We start from the raw sequence: 23,637 nt of genomic DNA, 5'->3' as shown, positions 1-23,637 counted from the left end.
GCATGCCGCACTTCTTTATCGACCGCCCGATCTTCGCCTGGGTGGTCGCCCTGTTCATCCTGCTGGCCGGCGTCCTCGCCATCCCGCAGCTACCGGTGGCACAGTACCCCAACGTCGCGCCGCCGAAAGTGGAAATCGTCGCGACCTACCCCGGCGCCTCGGCCCAGACCCTGGACGAAAGCGTGGTCAGCCTGATCGAGCAGGAGCTCAACGGTGCCGACCACCTGCTGTATTTCGAGTCCCAGAGCAGCCTGGGCAGCGCCACCATCACCGCGACCTTCCAGCCCGGCACCCACCCCGAAATGGCCCAGGTCGACGTGCAGAACCGCCTCAAGGCGGTCGAGCCACGGCTGCCCGCCGCCGTCACCCAGCAGGGCCTGCAGGTGGAAAAGGTGTCCGCCGGCTTCCTGCTGCTGGCGACCCTCACCTCCAGTGACGGCCAGTACGACGACACCGCGCTCAGCGACTACCTGGCGCGCAACGTGATGAACGAGATCAAGCGCCTGGACGGCGTCGGCAAGGCCCAGTTGTATGGGGCCGAACGCGCCCTGCGGATCTGGATCGACCCGCAGAAGCTGGTCGGTTTCAACCTCACCGCCGCCGATGTCAGTGCCGCCGTCGCGGCGCAGAACGCCCAGGTCTCGGCCGGCAGCATCGGCGACCTGCCGGGGCCGTCGACCCAGGAAATCACCGCGGCGGTGCTGGTCAAGGGCCAGTTGTCGACGCCCCAGGAATTCGCCGACATCGTCCTGCGGGCCAACCCGGACGGTTCCACCGTGCGCATCGGCGATGTCGCCCGGGTGGAGATCGGCAGCCAGGAGTACCAGTACTCGACGCGCCTGAACGGCAAGCCGACCACCGCCTTCAGCGTGCAATTGTCGCCGGGCGCCAACGCGCTGAAGACCGCGACCCTGGTACGGGCGAAAATGGATGAACTGGCGCGCTACTTCCCGGCCGGCGTGGAGTACAAGATCCCCTACGACACCTCGCCGTTCGTCAAGGTATCGATCACCAAGGTGATCTACACCCTGCTCGAAGCCATGGTGCTGGTGTTCGCGGTGATGTTCCTGTTCCTGCAGAACATCCGCTATACGCTGATCCCGGCGCTGGTGGTGCCGGTGGCGCTGATGGGGACCTTCGCCACCATGCTGGCCCTGGGTTTCTCGATCAACGTGCTGACCATGTTCGGCATGGTGCTGGCCATCGGCATCCTGGTGGATGACGCCATCGTCGTGGTGGAGAACGTCGAGCGGATCATGGCCCATGAAGGCCTGCCGCCCAGGGAAGCCACCCGCAAGGCCATGGGCCAGATCGGCGGCGCGATCATCGGCATCACCCTGGTGCTGGTGGCGGTGTTCATACCGATGGCCTTCATGCCGGGCTCGGTGGGAGTGATCTACCAGCAGTTCTCGTTGTCCATGGCGACCTCGATCCTGTTCTCGGCCTTCCTCGCGCTGACCCTCACGCCGGCGCTGTGCGCGACCCTGCTCAAGCCGATCGCCCCGGGCGAGCACCACGCCAAGGGCGGCTTCTTCGGCTGGTTCAACCGGCGCTTCGAACAGATGAGCGACGGCTACCAGGGCTGGGTGGTCAGTGCGCTCAAGCGCAGCGGCCGCTACCTGCTGCTGTTCGGCCTGCTGGTGGTGCTGCTGGGGCTGCTGTTCAGCCGCCTGCCCGCCTCGTTCCTGCCGGTGGAGGACCAGGGCTACACCATCACCGACATCCAGTTGCCGCCGGGTGCGAGCAAGAACCGCACGGTCAAGGTGGTCGAGCAGATCGAGGCCAATGACGCCAGCGAAGCGGGCGTGGGCGACACCACGATGATTCTCGGCTTCAGTTTCTCCGGCAGCGGGCAGAACGCCGCGTTGGCCTTCACCACCCTCAAGGACTGGTCGGAACGCAGTGCCGAGGATTCGGCGGCGGCCATCGCCGAGCGGGCGAACATCGCCTTCAGCGAACTGAAGGATGCGGTGGCCTACGCCGTCCTGCCGCCACCGGTGGATGGCCTCGGCACCTCCAGCGGCTTCGAGTTCCGCCTGCAGGACCGCGGTGGTGTCGGCCACCCGGCGCTGATGCAGGCGCGCACCGAACTGCTGGAAGCGGCGCAGAAGAGCAAGGTGCTGGCCAACGTCCGCGAAAGCGCCCTGGCCGAAGCACCGCAGGTACAACTGGAAGTCGACCGCAAGCAGGCCAATGCCCTAGGCGTGTCGTTCGCCGATATCGGCGGCATTCTCTCCACTGCCGTCGGCTCGGCCTATGTCAACGACTTCCCGAACCAGGGCCGCATGCAGCGGGTGGTGATCCAGGCCGAAGGCGACCAGCGTGCCCAGGTCGAGGATCTGCTGAAGATCCACGTGCGCAACAGCAACGGCAAGATGGTCCCGCTGTCGGCCTTCGTCCAGGCGCGCTGGACCCAGGGCCCGGCGCAGTTGACCCGCTACAACGGCTACCCGGCGATCGCCATCTCCGGCGAATCGGCACCGGGCTACAGCACCGGCCAGGCCATGGAGGAGATGGAGCGGCTGGTGCAGCAACTGCCGCAGGGCCTGGGCCTGGAATGGACCGGGCTGTCGTTGCAGGAGCGCCTGTCCGGCGCCCAGGCGCCGATGTTGCTGGCGCTGTCGCTGCTGGTGGTGTTCCTGTGCCTGGCGGCGCTGTACGAGAGCTGGTCGATCCCGACCTCGGTGCTGCTGGTGGTGCCGCTGGGGGTGCTCGGTGCGGTGCTGGCGGTGACCTTGCGCGGGATGCCCAACGACGTATTCTTCAAGGTCGGGCTGATCACCATAATCGGCCTGTCGGCGAAGAACGCGATCCTGATCATCGAATTCGCCAAGAGCCTGTACGACGAGGGGCATGACCTGCTGGAAGCGACGGTCCAGGCTGCGCGGCTGCGGTTGCGGCCGATCATCATGACCTCGCTGGCGTTCATCCTCGGCGTGGTGCCGCTGGCGATCGCCACCGGCGCCAGCTCGGCCAGCCAGCAGGCGATCGGCACCGGGGTGATCGGCGGGATGATCACGGCGACATTGGCGGTGGTGTTCGTGCCGGTGTTCTTCGTGGTGGTGATGAAGCTGGTGCGGCGCAAGGCTTCATGATGCTTCGCTGAACCTGGGGCCCCTTCGCGGATTTATCCGCGAAGGGGCCCCACCAGACAGCATAAATCCCGGTTATTGCACCAACTGGTTGATCTCGATGATCGGCAGCAACACCGCCATCACGATCACCAGCACCACACCGCCCATCACCACGATCATCAACGGTTCGAGCAACGCCGTCATCCCCATCGCCCGCCGTTCGATATCCAGCGACAGGGTCTGCGCCGCCCGTTCCAGCATCGGCGGCAAGGCACCGGTCTTCTCGCCACTGGCGATCAGGTGGATCAGCAACGGCGGAAACACCTTCTCCACCTTCAGCGCCGCCGCCAGGTTCACCCCTTCCCTGACCCGCGCCGTGGCCTCGCTCACGCTCAGGCTCAAGCGGTCGTTCGACACCGTCTGCCGCGCCGCCTCCAGCGCCCGCAGCAACGGCACCCCGGCGCCGCCGAGAATCGCCAGGGTCGAGGCGAACCGTGCGGTGTTCAGCCCCAGCACGAAACGACCGATCATCGGCAACCGCAGGATCCGGCTATGCCAGCCCAACCGCGCCGTCGGCTGGCGCAGGTACAACCGCCAGCCCCAGAAAGCCCCCGCCAGCCCGGCAAAGCACAACGCGCCCCATTCACGGATGAAGTCGCTGGCGTTGAGCATCACCAGGGTCAGCCCCGGCAGGTCCTGCCGTGCCTGGGAAAAGGCGCTGACCACCTGCGGCACCACGTAGCTGAGCAGGAAGATCACGATGCCCACCGACACCAGCCCGACCACCGCCGGGTAGATGAACGCCGTGAGCACCTTGCCGCGCAGGTTGTTGCGTTCCTCGATGTAGTCGGCCAGCCGTTCCATGACCTGGGCCAGGTCGCCGGATTCCTCGCCGGCGGCGATCAGCGCCCGGTAGATTTCCGGAAAGTCCCGGGGCCGCCGGGACAGCGCGTCGGCCAGGCGCATGCCGCTACGCACATCGGTGCGCACCGCACTCAGGGTCTGGGCGATGTGCTTTTTTTCCGCCTGTTCGACCGTGGCGCTCAACGCCGCCTCCAGCGGCAGGCTCGCTCCCAGCAGGCTCGCCAGTTGACGGGTGGCCCAAGCCAGGTCGTTGTCCGAGAGTTTTGCGCTGAACAGCCCGCCGGCCGTCTCGCCACTGTCGCTGCTTTCGGCCCGCAGCGACAAGGCGGTCAGCCCACGCCCGCGCAAGGTGGCCATGGCCGCGCCCTGGCTGTCGGCCTCCAGATGGCCGGACTCGATCTTGCCCTGGGCATCGGCCGCTTCGAAGCGATAGCGGTTCATCAGGCGTCCCTCGTCACACGCAGGATTTCTTCCGGCGCCGTGGCACCCGCGCGGACCCAGCGCTCACCGTCCTCGCGCAGGCTCAGCATGCCCGCCGCCCGTGCCGCCTGGCGCAACGCCTGCTCGCCGGCGCCCTGGTGGATCAGGGTGCGGATCTCGTCGTCGATGCAGAACAGCTCGTGGATGCCGGTGCGGCCGCTGTAGCCGGTGTGGCTGCAGGCGCTGCAGCCGACCGGGCGCCAGGTGCCCGGCGTGGCCGGATCGGGCTGGCGACAGTGTGGGCACAGCCGCCGCACCAGGCGCTGGGCCAGCACCCCGAGCATCGACGAGGCCAGCAGGAACGGCTCCACGCCCATGTCGATCAGCCGGTTGACCGCCGATACCGCATCGTTGGTGTGCAGGGTCGCCAGCACCAGGTGCCCGGTCAGCGAGGCCTGCACGGCGATCTGTGCGGTTTCCAGGTCGCGGATTTCGCCGATCATGATGATGTCCGGGTCCTGGCGCAGGATGGCCCGCAGGGCCAGGGCGAAGGTCATGTCGATCCTGGCATTGACCTGGATCTGGCTGATACCCGGCAGGTCGTATTCCACCGGGTCCTCGACGGTGAGGATGTTGCTGGTGCTGGCGTCGAGCCGGGCCAGGGCGGCGTAGAGGCTGGTGGTCTTGCCACTGCCGGTGGGGCCGGTGACCAGCACGATGCCGTGGGGCTGGCGGATCAGGTGGTCGAGCCGGGCCAGCAGGTCCGGGTCCATGCCCAGGGTTTCCAGTTGCAGGCGCCCGGCCTGCTTGTCCAAAAGGCGCATCACCACCCGCTCGCCATGGCCGGTGGGCACGGTGGAGACGCGGATGTCGATCGGCCGTCCGGCGACGCGCAGGGCGATACGGCCGTCCTGGGGCAGGCGTTTTTCGGCGATGTCCAGTTGCGCCATGATCTTGATCCGCGACACCAGCGCGCCGTGCAGCGCCTTGCGTGGCGAGACCACGTCGCGCAGGGTGCCGTCGACCCGGTAGCGCACCACCGAATGGGTCTCGAACGGCTCGATATGGATATCGCTGGCCTCGTCGCGCGCCGCCTGGGTCAGCAAGGCGTTGATCATGCGGATCACCGGCGCGCCGTCCTGGGTGTCGAGCAGGTCGGTGACTTCCGGCATGTCCTGCATCAGCCGGTCGAGGTCCACCTCGTTTTCCGCGGCACCGACCACGGCGGCGGCGCTGCCGGTGTCGGCATAGGCCGTGGTCAGCAGGCTGTCGAGTTCCTCATCGCGTACGCGCTCCAGCCGCGCCGGCCCGAACTGCCGGCGCGCCTCGCTGATGGCCCAGCCGGGGGTCGAGGGACAGGCGGTGAGCACGCCGTCGACCAGCACCAGCCGCTGGGCCTTGGCCCAGGCGTACGGTAATGCGCTCATGGCTGCGCCTCATTCAGCGACACCGGCACCGCGCGGATCGGCCTGGGTGCCTGCGGCACGGGCACCGGCTGCGAGCCCGGAATGGCGTGGGCCGCACTGGGCAACTGCGGGGCCTGCATGTCCGGCAAGGCCCAGTTGCGTTCCGGCGTCAGGCTGCCCTGGGCACGGCGGATGAAGTCGTAGCGGTTCAGGGTGATCGCCCGCCCCGCCGCGCCGTCACGGATGATGTACGGCCGCAGGAACACCATCAGGTTGGTCTTGTTGCTGTCGCGCCGCTCATGGCGGAACAGCGCGCCGATGCCGGGGATGCTCGACAGCAACGGCACGCCGTCGTTGCTCTGGCTGTAGCCGTCCTGCAGCAGGCCGCCCATGACCATGATCTGCCCATCGTCGAGCAGGATGCTGGTGTCGATCGCGCGCTTCTTGGTCACCGTGCCCGCCGCCGTCGCGGTGGCGCGGTCGTCGACGCTGCTGACCTCCTGATACACGTCCAGCTTCACCGTGCCGCCCTCGGAAATCTGCGGCCGGACGTTGAGCTTGAGCCCGACCTCCTCGCGCTGGATGGTCTGGAACGGGTTGTTGCTCGAACTGCTGCCGTTGGTCACGTAGCTGCCGCTGACAAAGGGAATGGTCTGGCCGACGAAGATGCTCGCCACTTCGTTGTCCAGGGTCAGCAGGTTCGGCGTCGACAGCACGTTGGAGCCGCCCTTGCTCTTCAGGGCACGGGCCAGCACCTTGAGGTCCATCACCTGCCCCACCCCGGGAATGTTCACCGATCCGCGCACCACGCCGACGCTCAGCCCCTGAGGCAAGGCGTCGATGCTGTTTTTGGCGGTGGTGACAATGCCAGCACCGCCCAGGTTGGTGCCGGCGAACACCCCGCTGCCCCCCAGGTTGCCGCTCTGCCACTGTACGCCGAACTCGTTGGCCTCGTCCTCGCTGACCTCGACGATCAGGCTCTCGATCACCACCTGGGCACGGCGCTGGTCGAGCTGGTCGATGACCTCGCGCAGGTTGCGGTACAGCGGCTCCGGCGCGGAGATCAGCAGGGTATTGGTGGTGGCATCGGCCTGGATGGTCACGCCGCCGGCGGAAAACGCCAGGTTCTGCTCCTTGCCCGGCCCCGTGCCGGAAGCCTGGCTGGAACCGTTGCGGGCGGATTGACCGTAGAGCGAATTGCTGCCGCTGGTGCTGCTGCCGGTCTGGGGGGTGCTGTTGACCTGGCTGCCGTTCTGGCTGTTGTTGCTGTTACTGCCGCCGCCGAGCATGGCCCGGGTCTGGTCGCCCTCGCCGCTGCTGTCGCTTTCGCCGGTGAGCAGCCCGCGCAGGGCCTGGGCCAGCTTGCCGGCCTGGGCGTTGCGCAGGTACACCACGTGCAGGTTGCTCGGGTTGCTCTGGGCGTTGTCGAGCTTGTAGATCAACTCCCGGGCCAGTTGCGTGCGCTCCGGGCTGCTGGCGCGGATGATCACCGAGTTCGAGCGCGGATCGCCCAGTACGCTGATTTTCTGCGTCGGGTCGTTGCCCTGGTTCTCCAGCAACTCCGAGACCATGCTGGCGATATCGCTGGCGATGCCGTTCTGAATGTTCACCACATCGGTGTCGATGGCGCTCGGGGTGTCGATGCTGGCGATCAGGCTGGCCACCCGTTGCAGGTTCTGCGCGTAGTCGGTGATGACCACGGTGTTGTTGCCCGGGTAGGCGTTGATCGGGTTGTTCGGTGAAACGATCGGTCGCAGCACCGGAATCAGGTTCACCGCGTTCTCGTACTGCAGGCGGAAGGTTCGGGTGACCATGCCGTTTTCCGCCGGCTTGTCCGAGCTATAGACCGGTCCGCCGAGCAGCTTGGCATCGGCCTCCGGTACCACCTGGGCGACCCCGCCGACATCGACCACGCTGAAGCCCTGCATGCGCAGGGCCGAGAGCAGCATGTCGTAGGCCCGGTAGGCCGGTACCTCACCTTCGGAGACCAGGGTCAGGTTGCCCTTGACCCGTGGATCGACCAGGAACTGCCGTCCGGTGGAACGCGACAAGGCGCGCACCACCGCCTGGATATCGGCGTCGACGAAATTCAGTTGCACCGGCTGGTCGCCCAGCGGGTTGCTGGCCGGGAGCGCCTTGCCCGGCCCATGGCCGGCCCGTGCCGAATTGCCCACGGGATGCAACACGCGCCGCGGCTGCTCGGCCTGGGCCTGGGCCCGCTGCCGCTCCGCCAGGACGTCGCCGCTCTTCACGGTCGAACCCAGTGGCCGCCCGAGTTCGCTTTCGGCCAGCAACGGAGCCTGCGGCGCCGTACCGCTACTGCACGCGGTCAATGCCAACAGCAACCACGGGGCCGCCGCCTGGCGGCAGCGCACCCCATACAACCAGCCTGAGCACTTCATGAAGCTTCCTTAGCGCCAAGCGCCTGATCCATGCGAACGGTTCCCGACAGTCTGCCCGCCGAGCCTTCGGGTTCGGCCGCGGCCGCCCGTTGCAGGCGGGCCTCGACCACATCCAGGGAGAATGAGCGGGGTTTGCCCAGCAGCCAGTCCAGCAGCACGTCGGCCGGTGCGTCGTCGACGGTCAACAGCCAGCCGGCGCCACGGCCCTGCAACCGGTAATGCCCGGACAACCCGCTGGCTTCGAGGCTGGCGCGCAGCCCCGCTTCCAGGTCAGCGGTGGCCGGTCGGGCAAGACCTTGCAGCAGGCCTTCCAGGGTCTGGGCCTGGGTTTTGAGCCTGGGTGTTTCGGCGGCCCAGTAATCGAGCCTCTTCAACGGCGGCTGGATCAGCACCAGCCAGACCAGCAGCCCCGAGACGCCGAGGGCCATGCCGCCGACCAGGCGTCGCTCCCGTGGCGCCAGACTGCGCCAGTAGCCCTGCGCCCGGGCCGACAGGGCCTGCCAGCGGGCCCGGTACTGCGCCAACCTGGGGTTATTCATTTTCCGTCTCCGCCAGCGGTTGCCCCGGTTCGGCCTGGGCCTTGAGGGTCCAGCCCTCGGCGGCGGCGCTCGCCAGCACCCCGGCCTGGGCCAGTTCGGCCTGCCAGGCGCCGGCCGCCCCCGGCTTGCGGTTGTCGGGCAGCAGGTTCAGGTGCAGTTCGCCGTTTTCGAACACCAGGCCCTGCACACCGCCGACCACGAACGGCATCGCCAGGCCGGCCTGGCGTACCAGCCGGGAGAAATCGCTGTCGCCGGCAGCGCCGGCCTCCCGCCGGGCCAACTGCTGGCGCGCCTGCTGCAAGGGGTTGAGCACCACCGGCAGCGCCGGAAAGGCCTGCCTGACCCGCTGCACCATCCACGCCTTGAGCTGTTCGCCCTGCTCGGCCTGCCGCGCCGCGTGGAGGTTCAGGCCTACGGTCCAGACCGCCACCGCCAGCGCGCAGCAGGCCAGCGCCCGTCCCCAGTGACCGGCACTGGCGCCCGGCTGCCGCAGAGCACCGTGCAGCCCCCAGCCCGGTGCCTGGCCGGTCCAGCGGCGCTCGGCGGGCACTGCCTGGAACAGCGGATTCGCCGTCGGCGCCTCACCGAGCCAATGCAGCACTTCGCCGCGGCCCTGCCATTGCGCCAGCGCCTGGTCGATATCCGGGTGCACTTCGGCCAGGTCCACGCCCTGGCGAATCAGCAGATGCTCGTCGCGGGCCTCCAGCACCGGCTCGCCGGCAATCACCGGCAAGCAATAGGCCGCCGGATACAGGCCACGCAGGCCCAGACCGGCCTGGCGCACCAGGGCGCCGAAACGTTCGAGCACCTCCCGTGGCAACCAGGCGACCGGCACCCGGCCCTGGGCATCGCGCGGGCCATGGGCGATGTGCATCGACTCGCAGGCGCCGAGGATCAGCGCCTGGGCCGCGCAGTCGACCGCCGCGCGGATCTTCGCTGGCGGCAGCGCCGGCAGTTCGAGGCTGGCCAGCAGGCTGTCCTGCGGGTGCAGGTAACATTCCACGGCCACGCCCTGGTTGGCCTGCCCCAACTGCCTGAGGTTGGCCCGGCCGGTTTCAGCGAGCCGGCCCTGGCGGTCGAGCCGGGCGAACGCCAGCGGGCTGTCGAGTTCCAGCGCCTGCAAGGGCGGCAGGACGATACGCAAGAGGCTCATACGCCCACCCGCGACCAGATCACCTGGGGCATTTCCAGTTCGCTACGGTGCAGCAACGCGGCCAGGTTGACCCGGCGCCGGTCGTTGCGTACCTGGCCGACCAGCAGGAACCACTCGCTGGTGATACCGACCTTGATGTCGGCAACCGCCACTTGCGGCATGCGCAGGCGGTTGACGAAGTCGCCACGGTTGATGAACCACTGCCCCGCATCACGCTCGCCGATCAGGCCCCGGGCCCGCTGCGGCGACAAACCCGGCACCTGGGAAGCCAGCACCTCGGCGCTGGCGGTATTGCCGTTGACCCAGGTGTTGGCCGGCAGGATGGTCACATGGGGCGCCAGCCGGGCGAGGGTCTCGTCGTCCACGCCGTCGACGCTGCGCAGGTCATCCAGGCTGCGCAGCATCGGCCGGCTGGCGGGCAGCGGCTTGTCGGCAGCTCCCGGCGAGGTCAGGCGACCGCTGTCGAAGGTGCCCTGCACCTTCGCCGCGGCCTGGCGCTGCGGATTCGGCAGGCGCGGGTAGGAACTGATCACCCGCTGGGCAATGCGCTGGGCGACCGCCGCCTTGACGCCGAGCATTTCGCACAAGCGGGCAAAACCCTCCATCTGTTCGTCATCGACGCGCTCGTCGCGCACCAGGTTGCGCAGGTTGAACTTGCCCTGCTCATCCTCCAGGTGGCCGTCGAACTGGCCGCCACGTTCGCCGAGGATCGGCCGGGCCCAGGCCTGGGCCTGGTGGGTCAGAGGGTCGCGCTGGCGGGCCTCCCACAGCCGTTGGCGGCTGATTTCGAGGCCGCCACGCAACTGCCAGGCGCCCTGGACCCGCGATTGCTCGGCCTCCAGGCTGCGGGTGAACACGGTCTCGCGGGTGAGCATGCCGGCGGCGATCACCGCCACTACTGCGGCGATCAGCAGCGCGCTGATGATCGCCATGCCCTCCTGCTTCGCGGCCATCGGGGAATGAGCCTTCATGACCGCGACTACAACTGCCAGGAGCCGATATCGGCATTGACCCCGTCACCGTCCGGCTGGCCGTCGGCACCGAGGGAAAACACGTCGACTTCACCGTTGGCGCCCGGGTTCAGGTATTGGTAAGGACGTCCCCAGGGGTCGTTGGGCAAGCGTTCCAGATAGGAGCGCCAGTTGCTGTCCTTGGCGTTGGCCGGCCGCTCGACGAGGATCTTCAGGCCCTGGTTCTGGCTCGGGTAGCTGCCGTGATCGAGGCGGTAGAGCTTGAGCGCCTGCATCAACCCGCCGATGTCCTGCCTGGCCGCGGTGGCCCGCGCCTGGTCGGGCCGGTCGAGGACCTTGGGCACCACCATGGCGGCGAGAATCCCGAGGATGACCACCACGACCATGATCTCGATCAGCGTGAATCCCTGCTGTGCCCGACGACCTCTGGAACGGGAATTGATACGCGCGATATCCATCTCGACAGTCCTTGGCTTGATTCGATTCGCGGCGGATTGTTGCAAGAAGATATGTCACCGATATTGAAAATCCTCGGGTGAATCGCCCGGGCAAAAACTCGGGAGCTTTGGTCAGCAAGCGGTCAAACAGGCACGCTAGGCTGTGCACGAAATTGTTTGAAACGCAGGTTAGGCAAGGCAAAAACCGGCGAGGAACGCCCGGGGTCGCGCCCGACTTGACTGGTTGTCAATGAGCATTCCGAGCCGGTTTTTAACGCCGCATAACCAAGTTTCAAGCGATTTCATACATAGCCTAGGCTCCGGACTCGCTTCCCCATGTCGAGACAGCCCATGCAGCGCCCGTTCCGCCAACAAGGCTTCACCCTCATCGAAGTGCTGGTGGCGCTGGCGATCATCGCCGTGGCGATGTCCGCCGCGGTGCGCGTGGCCGGTCTGATGACCCAGAGCAACGGCCTGCTGCGCGATCGCTCCGTGGCCCTGCTGGCTGCCCAGAGCCGGCTGGCCGAGCTGCGCCTGGAGGGTCGGCTGGGCACGGGACGCAAGTCCTTCGAGTGCGATCAGGGCCGCCTGGCCCTGCGCTGTGATCAGACCATCGGCCCGGCTGGCAGCCCACGGCTGTGGCGGGTCGAGATCCTGGTAGTGGACCGGCGCCACGAAGGGCCGCCGCTGGCGCGCCTGGAAACCCTGATGAGCCTGCCCGACCTCAAGGCCGGGTCAGTTGCGGCAGGAACGGCGCTTCGCTGAGCCGGGTCACCGCCAGGTGCAACTTCTGCGAGCCCTGCTCGATCAGAATGCCGTCGCGCTCGATCGCCAGCAGCCGTACGCCCTGGCCCAGCCGCTCACCGGCGAGAAAGCTGCGCGGCGGGCCATCGTTCAGGCTGAGGATCGCCACCGCGCCACGCGAGCTGGCCATCACCCCGGAGACCTTGATGTCGAGCCGGACCGGCTGGTTGGAAAACCACTGCAAGGCCGGATTGTCGCTGCGCGTCGCCGCCACCGCCGGCTGAGCCGCGGGCACCTGGGACACGGCCGGCGTCAGCAGCAGCGTCGACCAGACCAGCACACCGGCCAGGGCGGCGAGCAGGGCCGCCGACTGAACGATCTGCACCGGGGAAAAGCGCGGGGTCCATTGCATGCTTGAGGCTCCTTTTCTATCGGTCTGCGCCACAACGAAGGGCCCACAGGGGCACGTCCGAACAGCCTACCGGGCAATTCTCACGTTTTTATTTCACACGCCCATCATCTTTGCCAGGCAGCATGGAGCCAGCCTCGAGGAGCCTTGTCGAATGGATGCCCTACGCCCCGCCCAGGCGGGTTTCACCCTGATCGAACTGATGGTGGTGCTGGTGATCGTAGGTATCGCCAGCGCCGCCATCAGCCTGAGTATCCGGCCCGACCCACGGCAACTCTTGCGCAAGGATGCCGAGCGCCTGGCCCAGGCTATCCAGGTGGCCCAGGCCGAAGCCCGCGCCGATGGCCGGCCGATTCTCTGGCTGAGCGACCGCCAGGGCTACCAGTTCATCCGTACCGATGGCCAGGGCGGCAAGGAGCAGTTCGACGGTGACCCGCAACTGCGCCCGACCCGCTGGCAGAGCGCGTCGATACAGGTGCAACGGGATCGCGACAGGCCCTGATACTCGACGCCGAGTGGATTGCCCAGCCCATGCGCCTGTCGCTCTCCGATGGGCTGCACAGCATTGGCGTGGTACGCAGCGCCAACGGCGAGGTGCACGTGCAATGAAGCGCCAGGCCGGTTTTACCCTGATCGAGGTGATGATCGCGCTCATGCTCATGGCGGTGGTCAGCCTCATTGCCTGGCGTGGCCTGGACAGCGTCAATCGCACCGACGAACACCTCAGGCGCAGCAGCGCGCAGACCCAACAGTTGCTGGCCGCACTGGGCCAACTGGAGCGTGACGTGGCGCTGCGCGCCGGGATCGAGCTGGTGGAACCGCTGCCGCCCGACCAGGCGCCTTCGTCGTCGGCCGGGCCAGTTCCGTTGAGCGTGCGCAGCGCCGAGGGCAAGGGCTTTCGGCTGGACCTGATTCGCGCGTCGCCGCAGCAGGATGGCCGCCTGCAACGGGTGCGCTGGTGGTTGAAGGGTGGGACGCTTTACCGGTCGGCGGCAGAGGCGCACTCGAGGTTTCCGCTACCGGCCCCGCAGGACGGAGTGGCGGTGCTGGAACAGGTGACCTCGATGGAGCTGCGGGTGTGGCAGCCGGGCAAGGGTTGGCGGCCGTTGAGTGGCAATCGCCAGGACAATCCGACAGGGCTGGAGATCAGCCTGGTGCGGGATACGCCACAAGGCGTGGAGCGCTATCGGCAGGTGTTGGGGCCGTTGGAGTGAATCCGGGAAGTGGGCGGAAGATGGGCGGGGCCACAATACTCAACTGAGCAACACCACCCCACCCGGCAATTCGGTGCACTTGGCCCCATACGCATCGCGAATCAGCAACGCCACCCCCGCCAACTGATCCAGGCTGAACCGCGCCTGCACCTTGCGCTTGCCCAGTTCGCTGTTGAGCAGCACCAGCATGCCCGGTCGATAGCGGTTGATCTCGCTGATCACCGTGGCCAGGGTCGCATCGTTGAACACCAGCATCCTGTTGCGCCAGGCAATCACTGCCGTCGGGTCGACAGTCTGCGGCTCGCCGGCCTGGCGGGTGTCGTACACCAGTTGCCGGCCGCCCTCCAGGCGGAAACGCCGGCCCAGCACCTCCACCGTCAGGGTGCCTTCGATACAGGTGACGCAGACGCTCTGGTCGAGGTTGCGCAGATTGAAGCGCGCCTGTTCGGCCGTCATCAGCCCGCCGCCGGCCTGGACCTTGACCGGTGCCCGGGCCCGTGCCAACACCTCGACCTCGCCGCTGAGCAGTTCGATCCGCGCATCACCGTTATCCGATGGCAGCCGGTTGATCCGGGTCTGGGTGTTGAGCTCCAGGCTGACGCCATCGGCGAGGTCGACGCGCCGTTGCTCGCCGACCTCGGTGCGATAGTCCGCCCCCAGGCCGGAGAAACCGCCCGGCACGGTGCCGCGGACCAGGAAAAACGCCGCCGATGCGGCAATCGCCCCCCCCAGGAAGGCCCGGCGCCCGAAATGCCGGGCCCGTGGTGGATGCTGCTGGTGTTCGAGAGCCGGTTTGAGCGACTGCCACAAAAGCTTGGCCTGTTCGAAGGCCCGGGCGTGCTCGGGGCTCTGTTCGCACCATTGGCGCAAGGCCCGCGCATCGGCGACGGTGGCCTGGCCGGAGGTCAGGAGAATCAGCCAATCCCGGGCTTCGCTCTGCAGGCGGGCGCTCGGGCCGGCCCGCAATGGGGTGATGGAAGTCGTGTTCAAGCGCACAGATACTCACGAAGATTTCGCTGATGTATGACTAAGACGGTTTTCCCGCCCGGGACCGAACCGCTGAATCACTTTTCTTTCCAGACGGGCCGCACAATGCCCCAGGGCGGCCTTCAGTTCCTTCTCGACCATGCGCGTGGAAATACCGAAACGCTGGGAAATCTCCAGGTGAGGCGCCTCCTCCAGGCGGGCGGCGATGAAGATCCGCCGGCGTCGGGCCGGCAGTTCGTACAACGCGTCGAGCAGCGCCTGAATCTCCTTCTGGCCACCGACCACCCGCTCCGGGTCGAGGGCCTCGTCACTCAGGTGCAGCAGTTCCTCGACCTCTTCGCCGGTGAGCAGGCGCGCATCGGCCTGGCGGCGGTCGGCGGCGATGTTCAGGGCCATGCGGTACAGGTAGGCGTTGGGCTGGGTCAGGTTCAGCGGCGGCTCCATGCGGTCGACCCGCAGGTAGGTCTCATGCAGCACGTCATTGGCCAACTCCTCCGACCCCAGCCGGCGGCGCAGGCGCAGCTTGAAATCGTCGTAGGAGGTCAGGAACAACCGGACCATCGGACTGTGCCCGATATTCTTCATACCCCAGCGGCTCCCTTTGGTGCTGTGCAATCCATGCTCGTTCCTGCTGAATCCGGTGTTAAAAGAAGGGTCACCGGCTGGCGCAGCGACGACGGGGCCGAACGCTCGACCCGCACCGTACGCAAACGCTCGACCAGCGCCCCATCGCGCTGAACATCCCCGGTCGAACTGACCAGACGGCTGTGCTGCAGGGCACCGTCCTGGCCGATCCAGACCTGCAATACCGCCCGGTAGGTGCCGGGACGGGTCAAGGGGACGGCGCACAGGGCCTGCTCGATGGCCTGCTGGATCGCCCGTGCGTAACTGCCGGCCAGGGCCCCGCCCTTGCCGGCCGGCGCCCGGGCCGACGACTCGCTGACCTGGGCCACCTGCAGGGTGAAGGCGTCGGCACGGGCATAACGCGCCATCAACCCGCTGCCGGTGAGCAGCAGGGCCAGGGCCTCGCCGGCCCGGTAGTGGCCGTGCACCGCCAGGGAGCGGCGGGCCCGGGTCAGGTCGCGGTCGACCAGCACCGCCATGCCGGTCTGGCGACTGAAGGCATCCAGCGCACCGGCCAGGTCCTGGGCAGCGATATCGAGCTCGACACGGGCCTGTGGATCGACCTTCAGCGGCTCGGCCGCCAGGCAGACGGGCGCCTGCCCGGCCAGCAGCGCAGCCAGGGCGATGAGTAGCGGACCCAGGCGAAAAAACGACAGACGCACGGCCACGGATCGAAGTCCCTGCACTGCTGACGTGTCCCTGAAAACCGTCATCCTGAGGGCTGTTTATGAACCTGGTATGACGGTCGCCGCAAAAAAACCATCACCCAGGCCGGCCGGGCTTTGCACTAGACTTCAGGGCACCAGGACCGCCGTCGCGCGGTCAGCCAGGAGGCCACATGAAAGCCCTTTCACGTCTTGCCAGCATGCTTGTGCTCGCCACCCTGCCCGGCCTGGGCCACGCCGCACAGGGCGAGCCGAGCGGTTGCCTCGAAGTCAGCGTCGACGGCTACAAGGCACCGGACTACCCGTGTCTGAGCCAGCAGATGAGCAGCCCGGAAAACCGCGAAGCCAGGCGCCGCAACCTGGAAGCGATGAACCCGGATATCCGCACAAAGGCGCCGAACCAGGCCGGCCTGGCCACGCCAGCCGCCACCCACATACGCATGGGCAATACCTTCGGCACCTCGGTCAAGCCGCAGCGGCCGGTTTCGGGCCAGTAGCACCGCCGCAATTGGCCCGTGGGTTTTGCCGGAAATTGGCTATAGGTGCGCTCGCCTACCGCCTCTACTCTTGTTCACGCCGCCCTGCTTATCGGGGGCCGTCCAAACAGGAGAACCGCCAATGTCTGTCCAGGCGACCAATACCCTTCGATTCAAGGCCGCCCCGGGGTGCAGCGCCGAACTCGGGCGGCGCCTGGAAACGCTGGCCGAAACCCTGCGCCATGCCCCCGGCTGCCTGGACTACGCAGTGACTTGCGCGGGCGAACCCGGCGAGTGGACCGTCACCGGCCACTGGCAGTCCGCCGCAGCGCTGCAGGCGCATTTCCAGTTGCCGGCCCTGCAAGGCTTCATCGACCTGCTCGGCACCCGACTGGCCTGGCGCATCGACCTGCAGCACTGAAGTCGGTGCCAGCAGCGCTTTGAAGCAGGCAGCAGGGAGAAGCCTGGGAATTTTGCAGTGACCGTGATGACGCTTTCGCGGGCAAGCCCTGCTCCTACAGGGCTATGTCGTACACACTCGTGTACACCACCAAACTGTAGGAGCAGGGCTTGCCCGCGAAGCTTTTGATCTTCGGCCCCGTTCCCGGCAGGCTGAGTGGAGGTCAGTCGGCAACCCCCAACCGCCCCACCCCGACCCGCTCCTGGCGAGTCCGCGTCGCCAGGCAGTAGTACAGCGGACAAGTCACCACCAACCCCACTAGCCACGACAGATCCGCCCCCTCGACCAGATTGGCATAGGGCCCGACATACAGCGACGTGTTGGCAAACGGCAACTGCACCAGAATCCCGATGAAATACGCCACGATCGCATGCAGATTGAAGCGCCCGTAGATCCCCCCATCCGCACTGAAAATCGAGGCAATGTCGTACGCCCCGCGCTTGATGAGGTAGAAGTCGATCAGATTGATCGAAGCCCACGGCACCAGCACCAGCAGCAGCGCCAGGATCAGGCCGATGAAGTGCGAGATGAAGTCCGCCGAAGCGCCCAGCGCCACCAGGCAGCAACCTGCCAGGATCACCCCGGACAACAGCACCCGTACCTTGATGCTCGGCGTCCAGTGCCCGGCGAAAGTCTGGATCGAGGTGACGATCGACAGCACCGCGCCATACAGGTTGAGCGCGTTGTGGCTGATGATGTTGAGCAGGAACAGCACCATCAGGATCGGCCCCAGCCAGCCGGTGGCCTGTTTGACCGCCAGCATCGCCTCGGTGCCCTCGGGCGTGGCCAGTGCCGCCACCGCGCCAAAGGAGAACGACAGGATGGTCCCCAGGGACGCGCCCAGGTAGGTCGCCCAGAACGGCCGGCTGATGCCGATGTCGACCGGCAGGTAGCGTGAGTAGTCGGAGACATAGGGCGAGAAGCTGATCTGCCAGATCACCCCCAGCGATACCGTGGCCACCCAGCCGGACAGGTTGAAACCGCCCCGGCTGAAGAAGTCCGCCGGCAGGTCGTGGGCGAAGATGTAGATGAACCCGGCCAGCAAGGCGCCGCCCATGACCCAGGTACCCAGGCGGTTCAGGCTGTGGATGAAGCGGTAGCCGATCACGCCGATGGCGGTGGCGCCCAGGGCACCGATCAGCAGGCTGGCCGACATCGGCATCGACGGCACGATCCCGGTGATCGACTTGCCCGCCAGGACGATATTGGAAATGAAGAAGCCGATGTAGATGACCGCCGCGAAGAACACGATCAGCAACGCGCCGTAACGGCCGAACTGGCCGCGGCTCTGGACCATCTGCGGAATGCCCATCCTGGGCCCCTGGGCCGATGCCAGGGCGATCACCAGGCCGCCGACCAGGTGCCCGAGGGCGATGGCGACCAACCCCCAGAACAGGTTGAGGTGGAACACCTGCACCACCATCGCCCCGGTGACGATCGGCAGGGGCGCGATATTGGTACTGAACCACAGGGTAAACAGGTCACGCGCCTGGCCATGGCGCTCGGCCAACGGCACGTAGTCGACCGTATGCTGTTCGATCAACGGATCTTGCTGGGACATAGTCATGAACTCGGTTCTGTCTGTTCTTATCTTTGTACGAAGCCAAACCCGGGGGTGCTCTACGGCACCGCCCAATGAACACCATATTATGGTATTCCAAAAAATCCACAAGACTGATCCGCATTTCCTGACGGCATCTGATCCGCAATTCTACTCCGAAAAAACCCGGTAGAATCAACTGAAAGCCCCGTAAACATTGGGATTTCGTCAATGATTAAACGTTTGTCGGCCTCCTGAAAAAGCCCTTGCAAAGACAGAATTACGGTATACCATCAGACAATAATTCAACAAAAAATGCCGCTGGCGGCGGCCGAGGTTTCTCCAATGATCGACGCAACCCTCTACAAGCAAGTCATGGGCTCGTTCCCGTCCGGTGTCACCGTGATCACCACCCTGGACGACGACGGCCAGATCGTCGGCCTGACCGCCAGCGCCTTCAGTTCGCTGTCGATGGAACCGGCGCTGGTGCTGTTCTGCCCCAACTACAGCTCCGACTCGTACCCGCACCTGATCAGGAGCAAGCGTTTCGCCATCCACGTGCTGTCCGAAGCCCAGCAGAAGGAGGCCTATGCCTTCGCCCGCAAGGGCAAGGACAAGGCGCAGGGCATCGAGTGGAGCCTGAGCGAGCTGGGCAACCCGCTGCTGGGCAACGCCACGGCGATCATCGAGTGCGAGCTGTGGCGTGAATATGAGGGTGGCGACCATGCGATCATGGTCGGCGCGGTGAAGAACCTGATCGTGCCGCAACGTGACTGCGGCCCGCTGGTGTATTGCCACGGCAAGATGGGCTCTCTGCCCGCCGTGGCCTGATCGACCGGCCTCGCTGCGGCAGTGCCCGTGGGCACCGCCGCGTCCCCCGCCTCAGGTCCGGAAGCGCCGGACCCACTGATTCAGGGTCTCGGACAGGTGCGTCAGGTTCTGCGCATCCTGACTGGTCGAGTCCGCCAGATCCGCCACCAACTGCGCATCGCCATGAATCTGGCTGATGTGCCGGTTGATGTCCTCGGCCACCTGGTGCTGCTCTTCGGCCGCCGTGGCGATCTGGGTGTTCATGTCGCGGATGACGTCCACCGACTCACGGATCAGCTCGAAACTGGCCCGCGCCTCATTGATCGACACCACGGTTTCCTGGGACACCTCCAGGCTGGCGTGCATCTGCTGGCCCATTTGGTGGGTACGACGGGCCAGGGTGCCGAGCAGCTCATCGATCTCACCGGTGGAGTCGGCCGTGCGCTTGGCCAGCGCCCGCACCTCGTCGGCGACCACGGCAAAACCGCGACCCTGCTCACCGGCACGGGCGGCTTCGATCGCCGCGTTGAGCGCCAGCAGGTTGGTCTGCTCGGCAATCGAGCGGATGGTGCCGAGAATCGACTGGATGTCATTGCTGTCCTGCGCCAGTTGCTGCATGGCCTCGGCCGACAGGCCGATCTCCTGGCTCAGCCGGTCGACCTTGTTCACCGCCGTCTCGATCTGCTTCTGCCCGCTGTGGGCCTGGCGCTGGCCGTTGTCCGCCGAGTCGGCGGCCTGGTTGCAGGAGCGCGCGACCTCATTGGAGGTGGCGACCATTTCATGGAAGGCGGTCGAGACCATGTCCACCGCCTCGCGCTGGCGCGCGGCGACCTCGGCCATTTCCCGGGAGACCGCGGTGGTGCTGCCGGAGGTGCTGTGGATCTGCACCGCCGCCTCGCCGATACGCTGGATCAGGCTGCGGATCGCTTCCAGGAACTGGTTGAACCAGCCCGCCAGCTGCGCGGTTTCATCGCGCCCGCGCACCTGCAGCCGTGCAGTCAGGTCACCCTCGCCCTGGGCGATGCCCTCCAGGCCATTGGCCACCCCACGGATCGGCCGCACGATCAGGCCGGCGAAAAACGCCCCGGCAAAGGCGAACAGCACGGCGCAGACGACCGCGATGGCGGCGATGATCCAGGTCAGGCGTGTGACGCCGGCCATCACCTCGCTTTCGCGCACCAGGCCGACGAAGCGCCAGCCCAGGGCCTCGGAAGGCTGGACGTTGGCCATGTAGCGCTCGCCGGCCAGTTCGACCTCGACCAGCCCCTTGCCGGCCTTGGCCAGGGCCGCGTAGCCATCGCCCAGTTGGCTGAGGTTCTTGAAGTTGTGCTCGGGCTGTTGCGGGTCCACCAGGACCTTGTCGCTGCCTTCGGTGAGCATCAGGTAGCCACTGTCCCCCAGGCGGATCTGCTTGACCAGGTCGGTCAGTTGCTTGAGCGAAACGTCGATGTTGACCACCCCGCCCTGCTCGCCCAGGCGATTGGCGAAACTGCGCACCGTGCTGACCAGCACCACGTTATCCGCAGCCCAGTAGTAGGCACCGGTGCGCAGGGTCTTGCCCGGTTGGGCCATGGCCGCCTGGTACCAGGGACGGGTACGCGGGTCATAGTTGGCGAGATTGGGATCGCCCGGCCAGAACACATAGCCGCCCTCACGGGTACCGAGGGACAGATAGCTGTAGGCCGGATGGCTCTTGGCCAATTGCGCGAACAGCCGGAACACCTGCTGGTCCTGCTCGCCCATGGCGACTTTCGGTGCCTCGGCATCCAGATAGCGTTTGAGCTGGCCATCCACATTGTGCAGTTGAGGGGCTTCGGCGAGGAACTCGACGTTCTGGGTGATGCCCTCGAAAAACAGCTGCATGGCGTTCTCGACCTGGCGGATTTCCCGGCCACTGCTGTCCAGGAACGCCTCGCGGGCCTCGTTGCGCAGGTTGATGATGATCAGGACTGCCACGAGGATGACAGGCAAGGCGGCAATTGCGGCGAATGCCAGGATCAGTTTTTGTTTTATGTTCATCGGGTAGGACGCGTTCCTTGTCAGGTGAGTGCGAATCGTCGGTGAGAAAACTTTTGCAGACATTCCATATTATGGTATACCAATAACCTATCGATGAGCCAGTTTCTCTGGCCGACTCGAACCCGCTTGAACATATCCGGCAGCGCCCCGCGCGCCATCCAGGCAACAGGCCCGCAGTCGACCGGCCAACTACAAGAGACCCGAGGTAAGCGTCATGAAATTTTCCCTGTTCGTGCACATGGAACGCTGGGACGAAAGCGTCAGCCACCGCCAACTGTTCGAAGACCTCACCGAACTGACGCTGATGGCCGAAGCCGGTGGTTTCAGCACCGTGTGGATCGGCGAGCATCACGCGATGGAATACACCATCTCGCCCAGCCCGATGCCGCTGCTGGCCTACCTCGCGGCCCGTACCACCACCATCCGCCTGGGCGCCGGCACCATCATCGCGCCGTTCTGGCACCCGCTGCGGGTCGCCGGCGAATGCGCCCTGCTGGATGTGATCAGCAACGGCCGGATGGAAGTCGGCCTGGCCCGTGGCGCCTACCAGGTCGAATTCGACCGCATGGCCGGTGGCATGCCGGCCTCCTCCGGAGGCCTGGCCCTGCGGGAGATGGTCCCGGTGGTCCGTGCCCTGTGGCAAGGCGACTACGCCCACGATGGCGAGATCTGGAAATTCCCGACCTCCACCAGCGTGCCCAAGCCGGTCCAGCAGCCCAACCCGCCGATGTGGATCGCCGCCCGCGACCCGGACTCGCACAACTTCGCCGTGGCCAACGGTTGCAATGTCATGGTCACGCCGCTGATGAAGGGCGACGAGGAAGTGCTGGACCTGAGGAACAAGTTCCAGACCGCGCTGGACAACAACCCCGGCGTGCCACGGCCGCAACTGATGGTGCTGCGCCACACCCACGTGCACGCCAAGGACGATCCGCAAGGCTGGAAAGTCGGCGCCACGGCGATCAACCGGTTCTACCGCACCTTCGATGCCTGGTTCGGCAACAAGCAGGTGCCGCAGAACGGGTTCCTGGCCCCGAGCCCGGAAGAGAAGTTCGCCGAGCGCCCGGAGTTCGAACTGGAGAACATCCGCCGCAACACCATGATCGGCACGCCGGAGGAGATCATCTGCCGCCTGCGCTACTACCAGGAACTGGGGGTCGACGAGTTCAGCTTCTGGTGTGACAACAGCCTGTCGCATGCCGAGAAGAAGAAGTCCCTGGAGCTGTTCATCCAGCACGTGGTGCCGGCGTTCCGCTGAAGTCCTCCATAGCCCCCCTTGCGGGAGCTGGCTTGCCAGCGAAGGCGCTCTCGAGTGCGCCAGAAGCTTCGCGGGCAAGCCCGCTCCCCCAGAGGAGTTTCTCTCGTCACAGGGGTGTGATTTTCCGGCCAGGCTGCTGCGCTATGTCACACCGCCGGCCGCTGCGCAGGTGCTATATTCCCGTCACTCCGCCAGCGCCCCGGGCCTTGCCCCGAGGCGCTGGCGATCTTTTGGCTACAGACGACGGTGACGCATTCCATGAGCAATCCCCTTCCCCTCGCCCGCGATATCGACGGCAAGGCCATTGCCGCCCGGGTACTCGAAGAAGTCCGCGAGGATGTCGCGGCCCTGGCCGGGCAAGGTGTCGTGCCGTCCCTCGCAGTGCTGCTGGTCGGCGACGACCCGGCCAGTCATGTCTACGTGCGCAACAAGCTGCTGCGTGCCGGGGAAGCCGGTATCCGCTCCCTGGAGCATCGCCTGCCGGCCAGCGCCAGCCAGGCCGAGGTCCTGCACCTGATTGCCGAACTCAACGCCGACCCGACCGTCAACGGCATCCTGGTGCAATTGCCGCTACCGGCGCACATCGAGGAACAGGCGGTGATCCACGCCATCGACCCGATCAAGGACGTGGACGGCTTTCATCGGGAAAACGTCGGCGCCCTGGTGCAGGGTGCCGAAGTGCTGACGCCCTGCACACCGAGCGGCTGCATGCGCCTGCTGCAGGAAACCTGCGGTGACATCAGTGGCTTGCACGCGGTGGTCATCGGCCGTTCGAACATCGTCGGCAAGCCGATGGCCACCCTGCTGCTGCAGGCCCACTGCTCGGTCAGCGTGATCCACTCGCGCAGCGTCGACGCCGCCGCCCTGTGCCGCCTGGCCGATATCGTGGTGGTCGCGGTCGGGCGGCCGCAGCTGGTCGACGCCAGTTGGCTCAAGCCAGGCGCCGTGGTGATCGATGTGGGGATCAACCGCATTGAAACCGAAGCGGGTGCGCGGCTGGTCGGAGATGTCGACTATGCCAGCGCGCGCACAGTGGCCAGCGCGATTACGCCGGTGCCGGGCGGCGTCGGGCCGATGACCATTGCCTACCTGCTGAAGAACACCGTGATCGCCACCCACCTGCAAGGCGCCCGCCGCCCCCTCGCCGCAGTAGCGGGCTGATCGC

19 protein-coding genes and 4 pseudogenes are annotated in these 23,637 nt (G+C 66.5%); 9 read left to right on the top strand and 14 right to left on the bottom strand.

The annotated features are described in order from the left end of the window. Positions 1–2: 2 nt before the first annotated feature. On the top strand, positions 3–3,095 hold the full coding sequence (locus tag ACZ5KU_RS13420; RefSeq protein WP_054061238.1) for an efflux RND transporter permease subunit: 3,093 nt from the start codon (positions 3–5) through the stop codon (positions 3,093–3,095). 72 nt (positions 3,096–3,167) lie between these two features. Here the strand turns inward: ACZ5KU_RS13420 and gspF are convergent, their stop codons facing one another. The 7 genes from gspF to gspG are packed head-to-tail and all read right to left on the bottom strand — an operon-like array spanning position 3,168 to position 11,287. After that, positions 3,168–4,379 (bottom strand): type II secretion system inner membrane protein GspF, encoded by a 1,212-nt coding sequence (gene gspF / locus ACZ5KU_RS13415; RefSeq protein WP_054061237.1) that lies wholly within the window; start codon positions 4,377–4,379, stop codon positions 3,168–3,170. Continuing rightward, positions 4,379–5,785, bottom strand: coding sequence for a type II secretion system ATPase GspE (gspE, locus tag ACZ5KU_RS13410; protein ID WP_416773179.1), 1,407 nt, complete (start codon positions 5,783–5,785; stop codon positions 4,379–4,381). The genes gspF and gspE overlap by 1 nt, the downstream gene beginning before the upstream one ends. Further along, positions 5,782–8,166: a type II secretion system secretin GspD gene (gene gspD, locus ACZ5KU_RS13405; protein WP_416773178.1), complete on the bottom strand. Its 2,385-nt coding sequence runs from the start codon at positions 8,164–8,166 to the stop codon at positions 5,782–5,784. The genes gspE and gspD overlap by 4 nt, the downstream gene beginning before the upstream one ends. Continuing rightward, complete coding sequence (gspM, locus tag ACZ5KU_RS13400) at positions 8,163–8,705, bottom strand: type II secretion system protein GspM (RefSeq protein ID WP_416773177.1); 543 nt, start codon at positions 8,703–8,705, stop codon at positions 8,163–8,165. The genes gspD and gspM overlap by 4 nt, the downstream gene beginning before the upstream one ends. Further along, positions 8,698–9,858: a type II secretion system protein GspL gene (gspL, locus tag ACZ5KU_RS13395; protein WP_464737301.1), complete on the bottom strand. Its 1,161-nt coding sequence runs from the start codon at positions 9,856–9,858 to the stop codon at positions 8,698–8,700. Before gspL ends, gspM begins: the two co-directional genes overlap by 8 nt. After that, positions 9,855–10,829, bottom strand: a complete 975-nt coding sequence (gene gspK, locus ACZ5KU_RS13390) for a type II secretion system minor pseudopilin GspK (protein WP_416773175.1) — start codon at positions 10,827–10,829, stop codon at positions 9,855–9,857. The genes gspL and gspK overlap by 4 nt, the downstream gene beginning before the upstream one ends. A gap of 8 nt (positions 10,830–10,837) precedes the next feature. After that, complete coding sequence (gene gspG / locus ACZ5KU_RS13385; RefSeq protein WP_054062362.1) at positions 10,838–11,287, bottom strand: type II secretion system major pseudopilin GspG; 450 nt, start codon at positions 11,285–11,287, stop codon at positions 10,838–10,840. Between the two features lie 330 nt (positions 11,288–11,617). Between gspG and gspI the strand changes: the two genes are divergently transcribed. Continuing rightward, complete coding sequence (gene gspI / locus ACZ5KU_RS13380) at positions 11,618–12,031, top strand: type II secretion system minor pseudopilin GspI (protein WP_416773481.1); 414 nt, start codon at positions 11,618–11,620, stop codon at positions 12,029–12,031. Here the strand turns inward: gspI and ACZ5KU_RS13375 are convergent. Further along, positions 11,991–12,422 (bottom strand): general secretion pathway protein GspC, encoded by a 432-nt coding sequence (locus tag ACZ5KU_RS13375; protein WP_054062364.1) that lies wholly within the window; start codon positions 12,420–12,422, stop codon positions 11,991–11,993. The genes gspI and ACZ5KU_RS13375 overlap by 41 nt on opposite strands. Positions 12,423–12,573: 151 nt before the next feature. On the opposite strand from ACZ5KU_RS13375, the pseudogene gspH reads away from it, so the two are divergent. Both gspH and ACZ5KU_RS13365 read left to right on the top strand, forming a co-directional pair. Further along, positions 12,574–13,028: pseudogene (gspH, locus tag ACZ5KU_RS13370) on the top strand (type II secretion system minor pseudopilin GspH). Beyond that, entirely contained in the window at positions 13,025–13,633 is a 609-nt protein-coding gene (locus tag ACZ5KU_RS13365; protein WP_054061533.1) for a prepilin-type N-terminal cleavage/methylation domain-containing protein, read from the top strand. The pseudogene gspH and the gene ACZ5KU_RS13365 overlap by 4 nt, the downstream one beginning before the upstream one ends. A 39-nt stretch (positions 13,634–13,672) precedes the next feature. Here the strand turns inward: ACZ5KU_RS13365 and ACZ5KU_RS13360 are convergent, their stop codons facing one another. From ACZ5KU_RS13360 to ACZ5KU_RS13350, 3 genes and pseudogenes are all read right to left on the bottom strand, one after another. Then, positions 13,673–14,623: a FecR family protein gene (locus ACZ5KU_RS13360; RefSeq protein ID WP_054061535.1), complete on the bottom strand. Its 951-nt coding sequence runs from the start codon at positions 14,621–14,623 to the stop codon at positions 13,673–13,675. A 37-nt stretch (positions 14,624–14,660) separates the two neighbouring features. Continuing rightward, positions 14,661–15,205: pseudogene (locus tag ACZ5KU_RS13355) on the bottom strand (RNA polymerase sigma factor). Further along, a complete protein-coding gene (locus ACZ5KU_RS13350) occupies positions 15,202–15,912 on the bottom strand; it encodes an STN domain-containing protein (protein WP_464737300.1) in 711 nt (236 codons plus the stop codon). The pseudogene ACZ5KU_RS13355 and the gene ACZ5KU_RS13350 overlap by 4 nt, the downstream one beginning before the upstream one ends. Before the next feature lie 170 nt (positions 15,913–16,082). Here ACZ5KU_RS13350 and ACZ5KU_RS13345 point away from each other — a divergent pair, with 170 nt between their 5' ends. Next, positions 16,083–16,406, top strand: coding sequence for a hypothetical protein (locus tag ACZ5KU_RS13345; RefSeq protein ID WP_464737299.1), 324 nt, complete (start codon positions 16,083–16,085; stop codon positions 16,404–16,406). A 121-nt stretch (positions 16,407–16,527) separates the two neighbouring features. Beyond that, positions 16,528–16,806 (top strand): putative quinol monooxygenase, encoded by a 279-nt coding sequence (locus ACZ5KU_RS13340; protein WP_054062367.1) that lies wholly within the window; start codon positions 16,528–16,530, stop codon positions 16,804–16,806. A 202-nt stretch (positions 16,807–17,008) separates the two neighbouring features. Here ACZ5KU_RS13340 and ACZ5KU_RS13335 read toward each other — a convergent pair whose 3' ends face one another. Continuing rightward, positions 17,009–18,406, bottom strand: a complete 1,398-nt coding sequence (locus tag ACZ5KU_RS13335) for a purine-cytosine permease family protein (protein ID WP_464737298.1) — start codon at positions 18,404–18,406, stop codon at positions 17,009–17,011. A 324-nt stretch (positions 18,407–18,730) separates the two neighbouring features. On the opposite strand from ACZ5KU_RS13335, the gene ACZ5KU_RS13330 reads away from it, so the two are divergent. Beyond that, positions 18,731–19,216, top strand: coding sequence for a flavin reductase family protein (locus tag ACZ5KU_RS13330; protein WP_054056759.1), 486 nt, complete (start codon positions 18,731–18,733; stop codon positions 19,214–19,216). Positions 19,217–19,267: 51 nt separating this feature from the next. Here the strand turns inward: ACZ5KU_RS13330 and ACZ5KU_RS13325 are convergent. Both ACZ5KU_RS13325 and ACZ5KU_RS13320 read right to left on the bottom strand, forming a co-directional pair. Beyond that, positions 19,268–19,867 (bottom strand): annotated as a pseudogene (locus tag ACZ5KU_RS13325) (methyl-accepting chemotaxis protein); the annotation flags it as partial. Positions 19,868–20,173: 306 nt separating this feature from the next. Beyond that, positions 20,174–21,058, bottom strand: a pseudogene (locus ACZ5KU_RS13320) (cache domain-containing protein); the annotation flags it as partial. Positions 21,059–21,428: 370 nt separating this feature from the next. Between ACZ5KU_RS13320 and ACZ5KU_RS13315 the strand changes: the two are divergent. Next, positions 21,429–22,472, top strand: coding sequence for an LLM class flavin-dependent oxidoreductase (locus ACZ5KU_RS13315; protein ID WP_054056748.1), 1,044 nt, complete (start codon positions 21,429–21,431; stop codon positions 22,470–22,472). Positions 22,473–22,730: 258 nt separating this feature from the next. Then, positions 22,731–23,633 (top strand): bifunctional 5,10-methylenetetrahydrofolate dehydrogenase/5,10-methenyltetrahydrofolate cyclohydrolase, encoded by a 903-nt coding sequence (locus ACZ5KU_RS13310; RefSeq protein ID WP_054056747.1) that lies wholly within the window; start codon positions 22,731–22,733, stop codon positions 23,631–23,633. Positions 23,634–23,637: the final 4 nt, after the last annotated feature.

The sequence above is a fragment of the Pseudomonas sp. Tof1 genome, assembly GCF_055390395.1.
Note: the sequence above shows the minus strand (reverse complement) of the source record. Positions and strands in the feature narration are given on the sequence as shown.